Source organism: Rossellomorea orangium (assembly GCF_019334305.1).
GTDB lineage: Bacteria > Bacillota > Bacilli > Bacillales > Bacillaceae_B > Rossellomorea.
Genome location: NZ_JAHWGH010000013.1, coordinates 113,297 through 125,526, shown reverse-complemented (window position 1 = coordinate 125,526; position 12,230 = coordinate 113,297). Strand labels below are relative to the sequence as shown.

The window sequence follows — 12,230 nt, the reverse complement described above, 5'->3', positions numbered from 1 at the left end:
GGTCAAAGGGAATGATATCATTCCCTTTGACCAAGCCCCTTCTGCAAGAACAGATACGAAAATTAAAAAATAACCGGCTTGCTTAATTTTAAACGCGTTGACAACAGAGATTCGGTGGAAGAGATGGTGGCAAATTCATGGTGGAGATTTGCCAGTGACAGGCCGTGAACGATTTCAGCTGAAAATAACGAACCGTCAAACGAGTATGTTTCAAAGCATGCAGTAGCATTAAAAGGAACGGTTACATCATAGCCCAGGTCATTTGCCATTCGAACGGTACTGGATATGCCGTGATTGGTGGTGAACCCCATGACTACAAGAGATTCATACTTTTCCCGCTTTAAATATAAATCCAGATCCGTATCGATAAAGGCGCTGGTGAAATGCTTGATGATGTGTTTTTCATTCCGGGAAGGGTGGAAATTCTCCATGAAATCGAATCCTGCGGAACTTGAATGCAATGGTGATTCCATATCGAGAGAAGAATGCTGAACGTGCACAATCGGCCAGGCTTTTTCTCTCCAGCCTTGAAGCAGTTGATATGCATTCCTTTCCATGTTCGGATTGTTTCGTTTTCCTAATGAAGGATCTCTATAAGCCTTTTGAAAGTCAATTAATAGCAGACATGTTTGACTCATTGGAACTCCTCTCCTTTCATTCAGGATGCCCATGACCAATACGATAAAGTATACTGTTAATTATTTGTAATTATGTATGTACACCCTCACTGCAATTGTAAAGATTGAAAAAAGAAAAAGCTGCCCAATGTCAGGCAGCTTTTTCTTCAGGATTGACCTGAAACATAATATTTACTTACATAGGAAGCACGTGGGAAGATGTCCTTTTGATTATCAATTCCTTCTTCTGTCCCCCGCTTAGCGTGGGCTTTCTCGTACTGCTTGGATTCCTGCCATCCAAGGAAACCTCTTTCATCCTCCCACAGGGTCATGATTACATATGTATCGCTGTCCAAAGGGCGAAGAACTCGAATCGCTGTAAAGCCTTCAACTTCTTCAATTAAACCGGCCCGGTTTTTAAAGCGGTATTCAAAAAGCGGTCTGCCTTCGTCTGATACAGGAATATTGTTGAATACAACATACCCTTTGCTCTCCAGTGTGCCGGATTGGTCGACAACCTCATAGCTTCGAGGAGACTCAAACACACTTTCTCCGCTTGTTTCATGTAAAAGCAGTGCATCTTCCCCCTGCATCAACATCATTGTTTCTTCAGGATGCTGATCCATTATTTTTTGAAGGAAATCATGTGTACCCGTCGTCATATATAACTTCATCCAAATCACCTCAACAAATTAGTCACTTCTATTATACTCTTCCCTTTTCTTTCTCTCATGTAACATGATTCATGGATATTTTTTCTTCCTTCTTCGAAAATCGGCAAATTTATGACATTTTCCCATGATAGCTATACAATTCTCCTTAAAACGTCTATAGTTTAAAAGGGTTACAATTCGGACGGTCATTTAAGAAGCTATTTTCGTAAAGGTAGTTGTTAATTCTATACGACAATAAGCGGCCAAGGCTCTGCCAACAAGAGTATGCTTGCGGAAGAGGGGAACTGCTCCGCTTTCCACGGACGTCCGGCCGAGCCTCCTCAGCAAAATTCGATTCCGGGGTCTCGGCACGCCCGTTTTCCGTAGGAGTCTACGCAGTTCCTCTATTCAAGTGTTGGGTGGCAGAGCTAACTGTTGAATGAATGTACTAATCAAAATAAAGATCCTATTTTAGTTACATTTGATGTTTCATTTCAAAAAAATTTCCTGTAAAGCGCATTGAAATGTGTTTTACGTTGAAAAGCTTAAGCACTGAAAGTTGATTGTAGCGGAAGGTGCTCGACTCCTGCGGGAATAGCGGGACAGGTGAGACCCCACAGGCGAAGCCGAGGAGGCTCACCGCCCGCCCCGCGGAAAGCGAGCACCTGGAGCGGAAATCAACCATCACTCGCTTCTTCTATAGCTACAATGTTTACGAAAACAGCCTATTAAAATAAGACAATTTTAGAATCTACTCAAATTAGTTTACAATGGGAATAATGAGTTACATAGAAAGGTGGACAAACAAAGGTATGAAACAGATGAATGATACTTTTTTACGAGCGGCAAGGGGAGAAAACACGGACTATACTCCGGTTTGGTATATGAGACAAGCGGGTCGTTCACAGCCTGAATACCGTAAAATCAAGGAGAAGTATTCTCTATTCGAAATTACACATCAACCCGAACTTTGTGCATATGTCACAAGACTGCCGGTCGAACAATATAACGTCGATGCTGCGATTCTTTATAAAGACATCATGTCACCGCTTCCTTCGATTGGGGTGGATGTAGAGATTAAATCAGGTATCGGCCCTGTCATAGACAATCCGATCCGTACCACGGCAGATGTTGAAAAACTGGGAGAAATCAATCCTGAACAGGATGTCCCTTATGTACTGGACACGATCAAATTATTGACTCAGGAACAGTTATCCGTTCCGTTAATCGGTTTTGCCGGTGCCCCGTTTACAATGGCAAGCTATATGATTGAAGGCGGCCCTTCCAAGAATTATAATAAAACAAAAGCATTCATGTATGCAGAACCTCAAGCCTGGTTTGCTTTAATGGATAAACTGGCAGCCATGACCGTTACGTATGCGAAAGCTCAAATTAAAGCGGGGGCATCTGCTTTCCAAATATTCGATTCTTGGGTCGGTGCGTTGAATGTGCAGGATTATCGTACGTTCATCAAGCCTGTTATGGAAAGAATCTTTAATGAACTGAAGGAAGAGAACGTTCCATTGATCATGTTTGGGGTAGGCGCAAGTCACTTGGCGAATGAATGGCATGATCTTCCAATTGATGTCGTTGGCCTTGATTGGCGACTATCTATTACAGAAGCAAGGGACAGAGGTATCTCGAAAACGGTCATGGGGAATCTTGATCCTGCGATATTGTTGGCTCCGTGGAATGTGATTGAAGAAAAAGCCAAAGAAATCCTGGACCAGGGGATGGAGCTTCCTGGTCATATCTTTAACTTGGGGCATGGGGTTTTCCCACAAGTGAATCCGGATACATTAAAGCGCCTGGCAGCCTTCGTACATGAATACAGTGCCAGATAGAGCACATTCACAACTGCCTGTACATGGATTCTATCAGAAAAACATGGCACAATAATGGAATGTATGAAACTGATAATGAGGTGAAGTATATGTCAAAGAAAAAAATGGGCCTGTTGGTGATGGCCTATGGAACGCCATATAAAGAAGAAGATTTGGAACGCTACTATACACACATCCGCCACGGCAGAGTCCCTTCCAGTGAACTGCTTGAAGATCTCCGTGGACGCTATGAAGCAATCGGCGGGATTTCCCCTCTGGCGAAAATCACCCTTGACCAGGCGAAGAGTCTCGAAGAACATCTGAACCGTATTCAAGATGACATCGAATTCAAAATGTACCTGGGCTTAAAGCATATCGAGCCTTTTGTCGAAGACGCTGTCGAGCAGATGCATAAGGACGGCATTGAAGAAGCGGTTTCCATCGTATTGGCCCCACATTTCTCAACGTTCAGCGTTAAATCGTACAATGGACGCGCCAAAGAAACGGCTGAAAAACTGGGAGGACCTCAGATTACTTCTGTTGAAAGCTGGTACGATGAACCTAAATTCATTCAATATTGGGTGGATCGCGTGAAAGAAACGTATGCAGGAATGTCCGATGATGAGCGCAGTAAAGCAGTCCTGATTGTTTCTGCTCATAGCTTGCCCGAACGGATTCTGCAATCAGGTGACCCGTATCCGATGCAATTAGAGGAAACAGCAAAGATGATTGCAGAGGGAGCGGGTGTGACAGAATATGCTGTAGGCTGGCAAAGTGAGGGGAACACCCCTGATCCATGGATCGGCCCAGACGTGCAGGACCTGACAAGGGACCTTCATAAGGAGAAAGGATATACTACCTTTGTCTACACACCGGTAGGGTTCGTTGCTGATCATCTTGAAGTTCTCTATGACAATGATTATGAGTGCAAAGTCGTGACAGATGAAATTGGAGCTTCGTACTATCGCCCTGAAATGCCAAATGCCAAACCTGAATTCATTGATGCCATGGCAGAAGTCGTGTTGAAACACCTTACTAAATAATTTCTCTTTTTTATGGCTACACAGGAAGGACTGAAGCAATTGGGTGCATGCTCACAGCTTTAGTCCTTCTCTATTAACGGGATTAAAGATATTTTGTTAAAGAAGGCGATGAACGTGTTGGAACCACAAACCAAAAAGGTCGTAGTCATTGGTGGGGGAATCACCGGATTAACGACGGTTTACTATTTGCAACAAGAAATCAAAGAAAGGAATCTTCCCATTGAAGTGAAGCTTGTAGAAGCCACCCATCGACTGGGTGGGAAGGTCCAGACTTTCAAGAAGGACGGCTATGTTATCGAAAAAGGGCCGGACTCTTGTTTATCGAGCAAATCGGAACTCTCACGCTTGGCGGGAAAGCTGGGTATAGAAGACACACTCGTTCGAAATCGCAAGGGCACGTCCTATGTGATAGCCGGTGGTGAGCTGTATCCCATACCAGGTGGATCCATTGTAGGGATTCCAACTCAAATCGCCCCTTTCATCACAACAAGTTTATTCTCACTATCAGGAAAAATGAGGGCTGCAGCAGATTTCATACTTCCCCGCTCACAAGACAGTGAAGATCAGTCCCTGGGAAGATTCTTCAGAAGGAGAATGGGAGATGAAGTCGTCGACCATTTGATCGAACCTCTCTTAACAGGTATTTTCGCAGGGGATATTGATCAATTAAGCTTAATGTCAACATTCCCGCAACTCTATGAAATAGAACAAAAACATCGTAGCCTGATTGCCGGCATCAAAAAGAGCGGACAAGGAGCAGACTCTAACATCGAAGGTAACTTTTTGACCTTTACCGGAGGGCTCGAATCCCTCATTGATGCCATGGAAGAAGAGCTTGAACCGAATACGGTTTACAAAAGCATGAAAGTAACGAGCATAGATAAAGAAGCCCAAAATGATTATACGATTACGTTTACAAATGGTGAGCAGATGGAAGCCGACAGCGTTATCGTCACCACCCCGCATCATGTATTACAATCCATGTTTTCATCCTATCCATTCTTATCTTTCTTAAAGGCCATGCCGGCTACATCCGTTGCTACTGTTGCAATGGGCTTCTCTCAGGAGGCTATAAAAAAAGATATCGCCGGTACAGAATTTCTTGTATCAAGGAACAGCGATTACTCTTTGACTGCTGGGACATGGACGCATAAAAAGTGGCCACATACGGCTCCCGAAGGAAAAGCACTATTGCGTTGCTACCTTGGTAAGTCCGGTGACGAAACCATCGTGGATTTATCCGATGATCACATCGAGCAGATCGTCATGGATGATTTGAGCAAGATAATGGATATTGAGGGACAGCCGGATTTCACAATCGTCACCAGATACAAAAACTCCATGCCGCAATATACGGTTGGCCACCGGGAGCGGATCCGGGAAATGTATGATAAAGCAGAAGAGAATCTCCCGGGAGTATTTATCGCCGGTAGTTCTTATGACGGGTTAAGCATACCTGATTGTATCGGTCAGGGGGAAAAGACCGTTTTAAAAGTGCTTGATTATTTAAAATGAACGAGACCACCGGGAAACTGGTGGTCTTTTGTGGTATGAGGGTACTACTATTCATAGAATGAGGGATCTTACTTCCTGACCTGGTACCTTGAATGCTGGAGCAGCCAATTCTGTGGGAAGGCTGAACCGAGAACCCAGTAGCTTAGACCCCTTAACCCATAATCGTCAAGTACTCTTTGCTTTGCCAGCATGCTTCTTCCATCTTCAAACCAAACTTCGTGCTGCTGACCACCTTCATCCCAGTAATTGAAAAAGGGGGATTGATACTGGTCATTATATTGAATGCGTACACCATATTTGCTCGCCAAATCCAGGGCACCCTGGGGTGAGACGGTTTTTGCGAAGGTTCCATCAACCCATGGTACTTTCCAGTCACGTCCATAAAGGGGTGTCCCCATGAGGATTTTTTTACGAGGAATGACGGTCACGGCATAGTCCAGTACTTTTTTGACTTCATTGATGGGAGCGATCGCCCATGGTTTACCCCCAGCCCAACCCCATTCGTACGTCATGAGGACAACAAAGTCTACGATTTCTCCGTGAGCTTTATAGTCGTGGGCTTCGTATAACAACCCTTTTTGGTCGCCCTTAATTTTGGGTGCAAGGGCTGTTGAAACAGAATAGCCCTTAGGCTTTAAAACTTTTACGGTCCTTCTTAAAAAGGAATTGTAATTTTCCCTGTCTTCTGGATAAACGTATTCAAAATCAATGTTAAGACCTTTATACCCCTTTTCTTCTATTTTCTTCACGATGGACGAAATTAATGTGTTCTGCAGAGGTTCATTTCTCAATACCTTTGCGACGAGATCAGAGTTGAATTTTCCATCCACATAATTTGTCAATACCAATAGTGGCTCAACGTTTTGATTATTGGCTGCTGAAATAAGACCCGTATCATTCAATTCTGTGATAGAGCCTTCACTCGTTATGGAGTGGGTAAATGGAGCCAGATAAGTGAAATAGCTCCCCAATCCATTCACTTCAGCTATACCTTGCCCATCCGTTCTGGTCGTATAGGCATTTACCTCAATCATCGGTCTCATATTCGGAATTTTAATTTCCTGGTTGGGATAAATAAGGGATGGATTAGAAATGGCATTTGCATTTAATATCTGCTGCATGGGGACTTTATAATTATAAGAAATGGTGTAAAGAGTGTCGCCGGGTCTGACTTTATGAATGAATGCCGGCATCACGATCAACTGTCCGACAAAGAGTGCCGCCGGGTCAGAGATTTGATTGAATGCTTCTAATTCGTCCATGTTGATTTGATATTTTTGGCTGATTTTATATAACGTGTCCCCAGGCTGCACAATATACTCCTTTAATGGTTCAGGGATGAGAAGACTTTGTCCGATAATAAGTAGATTCGGGTTCTTCAACTGATTTCCATAAGCGATCTGGTTTACATCCACACCATACTTTGACGATATCGACCAGAGTGAATCGCCGCTTTTCACTACGTAAATATTCATGTTGCACCTCCTTACAAACCTTATACCTATAGCCTATTCAAGAGGGCTCATTCGATATGAAGGATCCTTGGCTTTAGAAACTGAAAAATATCTCTTGTGTAATGATTAAAGATGTGATAAATTTATCAATGTTAACAAAATGACTAAATAACAAATTTGGTCAAACGGTCATATGAAGGAGTGAAGTCATGGCGATTGATCGCAAGAAACAAATTCTCGAGGCTGCTACCAATTCTTTTTCTTTGTTTGGTTATAAAGCCACGACGATGGATCAAGTAGCTAAACTGGCAAACGTCGGAAAGGGCACCATTTATACGTTCTTCAAAAACAAGGAAGAATTATTCGATGAGATTGTCTCATCGCTCATTAAGGAAATGACCCATGAAGCAGAAGAAGTCATCGATCCAGATGCAACATTCTCAGAAAATGTTCATGCTGCACTATTTCGTTTGCTCGAATTTAGAAAAGAGCATAAGCTCACCATTAAATTATACCAGGAAGCCCGCGAAATGGGGACGCCTGCAGTATCCGAAGTGATCGATCGCATGGAGAAAGTAGTGATCAAATTCCTTAGTCACCGGATAGAAAAGGCCATTGCCTCAGAAGCGATCAAGCCATGCAATCCGGAAATGACTGCATTTGTACTACTAAAGCTATATGTTTCCTTGATATTTGATTGGGAACGTACCCATGGTCCACTGGATAAAGATGAAATTGCCAACTTGTTTGAACTTTACATCATAAAGGGGTTATCGAATTAGATAATCCTTCATTTTTGGTAATAAATGACCATTTGAATAATATAGTCATTTATTTTTACTCCTTTATGACCGTTTGAACTTATTGGTCAATAGTTCCATTTTAAAAATTAGTAGGAGGTAAACATGAAGAAATCATTTATTGGTTCAGAATTCAAAGCGATTTTTCGCAACAAGAAGCTGCTCATTCCAATACTAGCCGTTCTTTTTATTCCTGTACTATACAGCGGCATGTTCCTATGGGCATTCTGGGATCCATACGAGCAGCTTTCCGACCTTCCCGTGGCCGTTGTCAACAGCGATCAGGGCGCGGAGTTTGACGGAAAGGAATTGCATATCGGATCGGATCTTGTAGATAAGTTGAAGGATAGCGATCAATTCGATTTTCACTTCGTAGATAAAGAGGAAGGTTATAAGAATCTGGAGAAGCAGGACTATTACATGCTTGTGGAGATTCCAGAGGATTTCTCTGAAAATGGTACAACATTGTTAGAAGAAAGTCCTAAGAAGCTTTCTCTGAAATATGTGCCAAATGAAAGCTTTAATTTCTTATCTGCTCAAATAGGGGATACGGCAATGAAAGAAATCAAAGCCAGTCTCTCTAAATCCGTTTCAGAAACATATGCTGAAACGATGTTTGAGAAGATTCAGGAAATGGGAGATGGTTTCCAGACCGCCAGCGATAAAGCGGGCGAAATCAACAATGGTGCCATTGATCTTTCTCAAGGTGCCAAAAAGCTAAAAGACAATTTAGCAGTCCTTGCTGAAAAGAACGTCGAGATGACAGACGGTGTGGCAAAGACCCGTGCCGGTGCAGAGAAACTCGCAAAAGGTTCTCAGGAACTATCTGACGGTGTTGGGGTCATGAAGGATAAATCACAGCAATTATATAAAGGAACGCAGGATGTTCAAACCGGGTTGAATTCCCTTGCTGCCGGAATCGATAAAAGCAAGGCCGGTTTGGAACAGGTGGATGCAGGACTTGATAGTGCAGTAGACAATACAGCCAAACTGCAGGCAGGGTCTCAAACCTTGGCTGAAAAGATTGGTGACCTGAAAGGCGGAGCGGACAGTGCACAAGCCGGGGCTCAGGCAATCGGAGCAGGAGCCACTAAGCTTGAGAATGAATTGGCTCCATATATGGGAAGCCTGCCTGAAGAAAAGCAGGCCGAACTAAAGGCTGCCATCAATCAAATCAAGCAGGGTGCATCGGGACTTCAAACAGGTACTGGAGCTTTAAGCAATGGTGCCACTGAGCTTCAAAAAGGAGCGAATTCTCTTGCCGGGGGAATTGGTGCATTAAACGAAGGTCAAAAGAAACTACAAGGTGGCGTCGATCAGCTTGTAACAGGATCAGCTCAGCTGGATGAAGGTTCTAATCAGCTTGTAGCCGGTCAAAATAAAGTGGTGGAAAACTACGGTTTATTAAATCAGAAACTTGGAGACGTATACCAGGGAACGGTAGGTCTCGCTTCAGGGGCGAATGAACTAAGCTCAGGTCTTAACCAGGTATATGACGGCTCCACTAAGCTTGCCGACGGTTCCAGAAAGCTTGCGGATGGTTCAACAGAGCTTGCGGATGGAACAACGAAACTATCTGACGGTACAACGGAATACGAATCGAAATTAAAGGACGCAGCCAAAGAAGCCAACAGTGTCAAAGCCGATGATGATACGTACGACATGATGGCTGGACCGGTTGATGTGAAAAACGAGAAAATCAATCATGTTCCAAACTACGGAACAGGATTTGCTCCTTATTTCTTGTCTCTTGGACTATTTGTAGGAGCACTATTGATCTCAATTGTGTATCCGCTCCGAGAACCATCCGACCGCCCATCAAGCGGAGTAAGCTGGTTCATGGGTAAATTTACTGTCCTTACGACAGTAGGGATCATCCAATCACTCATTGCAGCGGCGATCTTACTCTTTGGATTGGGTCTAGAAGTGGAAAGTGTACCATTATTCTTACTTTCTACTATTATTACGAGTCTCACATTCCTGGCGTTAATTCAGATGCTGGTTACAATACTAGGTGATCCGGGACGATTCGTAGCCATCATCATTTTGATTCTGCAATTGACAACGAGTGCGGGTACATTCCCACTCGAATTAATTCCGACTGCACTGCAACCAATCAGTGCACTGTTACCGATGACATATTCGGTATCAGCGTTCAAAGCGGTCATTTCAAGCGGAGACTTTGCCTTCATGTGGCAAAACCTCTTCATCCTGCTGGGATACTTCATTGTATTCGTCGCATTGACGGCAGTGTTCTTTGTAGGGCTGTTCAAGAAACAATATACAAAAACAGTAGAAGCATAAGGAAAAAAACGGTAGATGTCACACACATCTACCGTTTTTTCTTCATAAAATGGACAAACCCTTCTTAAACATGAACGTGTATACTAATTGGGGAGAGGTACATAATGGTTATACACTGAAAGATATGAGGAGGATCAATCATGAAAAAAATAAGTTTGTTTATGCTTATAGGGCTTCTTGCATTATTTATCGCTGCATGCGGTAATTCAAATGAGGATAACGGAGCGAAGGACGAGGAGAAATTAGAACCAATACAGGCAAAATTAGACGTACCTGAAAAGGGGGAGAAGGGTCAAACCGTTTCTCTTTCCACGAAGGTCACACAAGGTGATGAGAACGTCGAGGATGCCGGTGAAGTGAAATATGAAATTTGGAAAAATGATCACAAAGAAGAAAGTGAAATGATCGAAGCGAAGCACGATAAAGGTGGTGTATACAAGGCTGAGAAGACGTTTGAAGAAGACGGCATGTATACCGTACAGGTTCATGTGACCGCACGAGACATGCATACGATGCCTAAAACAGAAATTGCGATCGGCGAAGTAGAAGCAGGGGAACATGAGGAAGCCGGGGACGATCACCACCATGGCGACCATGAAAGTAAAGTGTCCATTCACCTGATGAAGCCTGACAGTATTACAGCAGGTGAAGAAGCAAAAATGATGGTGCATGTTGAAAATGAAGAAGCTCCATTGGAAGATGCCAAAGTTCGATTTGAAATTTATCAAGAAGACCAGGAGAAACATGAGTGGGTGGATCTGGCTCCAGGTGAGGCCGGCAAATATAGCGGCTCCTATACTTTCCCGGAAAAAGGTTCATATAATGTACAGGTGCACGTCACCCAGGGAGAAGAAATTCACGAACACACAATGGAAACCGTAGAAGTACAATAAACATAAAAAGGATGCTCTTTATGAAGAGCATCCTTTTTATTACCCCTTGATAACCAGCTTCTTAATATTCGTAGTCAGTCGTACATTTTTCGCAATAAATGCCGTAGCACTCATGCTGCTCCTCAATTGTATCTCCACACTGTGCACAAGACTTAGGCGGCAAATTTCGAAAGAACTCAACAATATTTTTTACCATGTTCATCACCCTCCGTAAATTTGTATTCACCCATCAATTGTTCGTGTTATATAACTGATGTGTTAATTTATTTTATTGTATTATAACAGTATGAGTTTCGTCAACAATTAATTCTAAAATGGGCGAAAAAAATGAAAAAATAGGCACAATGAAGTATAGTAAGGGTACATACTAATGTGAAAGGCGAGGTTCAAACATGAAGCTAACCGTAATTGGGCAATGGGGCGGCTATCCAAAGGCAGGAGAAGCAAGCACCGGGTACTTACTCCAGCATAATGGCTATAACCTGCTTATTGACTGTGGCAGTGGTGTACTGTCCCACTTGCAGCATCACGTAGAGGCAACAGACCTGGATGCGATCCTCGTATCCCACTATCATCCGGATCACGTGGCAGATATCGGTGTACTACAACACGCTTTGTTGATTCAATACTTCCTTGGGAAGAATAAAGGTACACTACCGGTATATGCCCACAGAGAAGATCAACGGGGCTTTGAAACGATTACATATAAAGATTTAATGAAAGCCCATGAATATAAGGAAGATTCTTCATTATCGGTTGGCCCCTTCACAGTAACATTTGTGAAGACCAGGCATCCCGTTCCATGCTACGGAATGAGGATCGAAGCAGACGGAAAAGTCTTGTTCTACACTGCAGATTCTGCCTTTAGTGGGGAGTTTGTTTCATTCGGTCAAGATGCAGACGTACTTCTGTGTGAGTGTAATTTTTATGGGGAAATGGATGCTTCAAACGCTGGTCATATGACGAGTCTTGACGCAGGTCACCTAGCTCAAGAGTCCAATGCACGAAAGCTGATACTGACCCATTTACCCCATTTCGGAGAGCTGGATCAGCTGGTAACGGAAGCGAGTACCCTTTATAAGGGTGAGGTACTGTTAGCGAAAAAAGATATGGTAGTAGAGATATAGG

General features: G+C 43.2%; 11 protein-coding genes. 7 read left to right on the top strand and 4 right to left on the bottom strand.

Features of this window, described 5'->3' with window-relative positions:
- Positions 1 to 62: 62 nt before the first annotated feature.
- Positions 63 to 638 carry a cysteine hydrolase family protein gene (locus tag KYJ26_RS09505; RefSeq protein ID WP_219167033.1) on the bottom strand — a complete coding sequence of 192 codons (576 nt, stop codon included), beginning with the start codon at positions 636 to 638 and terminating at the stop codon, positions 63 to 65.
- Positions 639 to 784: 146 nt separating this feature from the next.
- Entirely contained in the window at positions 785 to 1,291 is a 507-nt protein-coding gene (locus tag KYJ26_RS09500; protein WP_219167032.1) for an antibiotic biosynthesis monooxygenase family protein, read from the bottom strand.
- Positions 1,292 to 2,082: 791 nt separating this feature from the next.
- Between KYJ26_RS09500 and hemE the strand changes: the two genes are divergently transcribed.
- From hemE to hemY, 3 genes are all read left to right on the top strand, one after another.
- Entirely contained in the window at positions 2,083 to 3,114 is a 1,032-nt protein-coding gene (gene hemE, locus KYJ26_RS09495) for a uroporphyrinogen decarboxylase (protein ID WP_219167031.1), read from the top strand.
- A gap of 89 nt (positions 3,115 to 3,203) precedes the next feature.
- Positions 3,204 to 4,136, top strand: coding sequence for a ferrochelatase (gene hemH, locus KYJ26_RS09490; RefSeq protein ID WP_219167030.1), 933 nt, complete (start codon positions 3,204 to 3,206; stop codon positions 4,134 to 4,136).
- Positions 4,137 to 4,253: 117 nt separating this feature from the next.
- Positions 4,254 to 5,651: a protoporphyrinogen oxidase gene (gene hemY / locus KYJ26_RS09485; RefSeq protein WP_219167037.1), complete on the top strand. Its 1,398-nt coding sequence runs from the start codon at positions 4,254 to 4,256 to the stop codon at positions 5,649 to 5,651.
- A gap of 68 nt (positions 5,652 to 5,719) precedes the next feature.
- On the opposite strand, the gene KYJ26_RS09480 is transcribed toward hemY, so the two are convergent.
- Positions 5,720 to 7,126, bottom strand: coding sequence for a LysM peptidoglycan-binding domain-containing protein (locus KYJ26_RS09480; RefSeq protein ID WP_219167029.1), 1,407 nt, complete (start codon positions 7,124 to 7,126; stop codon positions 5,720 to 5,722).
- Positions 7,127 to 7,314: 188 nt separating this feature from the next.
- Between KYJ26_RS09480 and KYJ26_RS09475 the strand changes: the two genes are divergently transcribed.
- The 3 genes from KYJ26_RS09475 to KYJ26_RS09465 all read left to right on the top strand — a co-directional run bounded on the left by KYJ26_RS09475 (position 7,315) and on the right by KYJ26_RS09465 (position 11,102).
- Entirely contained in the window at positions 7,315 to 7,887 is a 573-nt protein-coding gene (locus tag KYJ26_RS09475; protein ID WP_219167028.1) for a TetR/AcrR family transcriptional regulator, read from the top strand.
- Between the two features lie 123 nt (positions 7,888 to 8,010).
- Positions 8,011 to 10,209, top strand: a complete 2,199-nt coding sequence (locus tag KYJ26_RS09470; protein ID WP_219167027.1) for a YhgE/Pip domain-containing protein — start codon at positions 8,011 to 8,013, stop codon at positions 10,207 to 10,209.
- A 140-nt stretch (positions 10,210 to 10,349) separates the two neighbouring features.
- On the top strand, positions 10,350 to 11,102 hold the full coding sequence (locus tag KYJ26_RS09465) for a FixH family protein (RefSeq protein WP_219167026.1): 753 nt from the start codon (positions 10,350 to 10,352) through the stop codon (positions 11,100 to 11,102).
- A 61-nt stretch (positions 11,103 to 11,163) separates the two neighbouring features.
- On the opposite strand, the gene yhfH is transcribed toward KYJ26_RS09465, so the two are convergent.
- A complete protein-coding gene (yhfH, locus tag KYJ26_RS09460) occupies positions 11,164 to 11,298 on the bottom strand; it encodes a protein YhfH (RefSeq protein WP_079533738.1) in 135 nt (44 codons plus the stop codon).
- Positions 11,299 to 11,494: 196 nt separating this feature from the next.
- Here yhfH and KYJ26_RS09455 point away from each other — a divergent pair, with 196 nt between their 5' ends.
- Positions 11,495 to 12,229, top strand: a complete 735-nt coding sequence (locus tag KYJ26_RS09455) for an MBL fold metallo-hydrolase (RefSeq protein WP_219167025.1) — start codon at positions 11,495 to 11,497, stop codon at positions 12,227 to 12,229.
- Position 12,230: the final 1 nt, after the last annotated feature.

What these genes read in the sequence shown, in the direction of transcription:
- KYJ26_RS09465 (WP_219167026.1), top strand. Translation starts at nt 10,350, where the DNA reads ATGAAAAAAATAAGTTTGTTTATGCTTATAGGGCTTCTTGCATTATTT.
- KYJ26_RS09480 (WP_219167029.1), bottom strand. Translation starts at nt 7,126, where the DNA reads ATGAATATTTACGTAGTGAAAAGCGGCGATTCACTCTGGTCGATATCG.
- KYJ26_RS09505 (WP_219167033.1), bottom strand. Translation starts at nt 638, where the DNA reads ATGAGTCAAACATGTCTGCTATTAATTGACTTTCAAAAGGCTTATAGA.
- hemE (WP_219167031.1), top strand. Translation starts at nt 2,083, where the DNA reads ATGAAACAGATGAATGATACTTTTTTACGAGCGGCAAGGGGAGAAAAC.
- KYJ26_RS09455 (WP_219167025.1), top strand. Translation starts at nt 11,495, where the DNA reads ATGAAGCTAACCGTAATTGGGCAATGGGGCGGCTATCCAAAGGCAGGA.
- KYJ26_RS09475 (WP_219167028.1), top strand. Translation starts at nt 7,315, where the DNA reads ATGGCGATTGATCGCAAGAAACAAATTCTCGAGGCTGCTACCAATTCT.
- yhfH (WP_079533738.1), bottom strand. Translation starts at nt 11,298, where the DNA reads ATGGTAAAAAATATTGTTGAGTTCTTTCGAAATTTGCCGCCTAAGTCT.
- hemH (WP_219167030.1), top strand. Translation starts at nt 3,204, where the DNA reads ATGTCAAAGAAAAAAATGGGCCTGTTGGTGATGGCCTATGGAACGCCA.
- KYJ26_RS09470 (WP_219167027.1), top strand. Translation starts at nt 8,011, where the DNA reads ATGAAGAAATCATTTATTGGTTCAGAATTCAAAGCGATTTTTCGCAAC.
- KYJ26_RS09500 (WP_219167032.1), bottom strand. Translation starts at nt 1,291, where the DNA reads ATGAAGTTATATATGACGACGGGTACACATGATTTCCTTCAAAAAATA.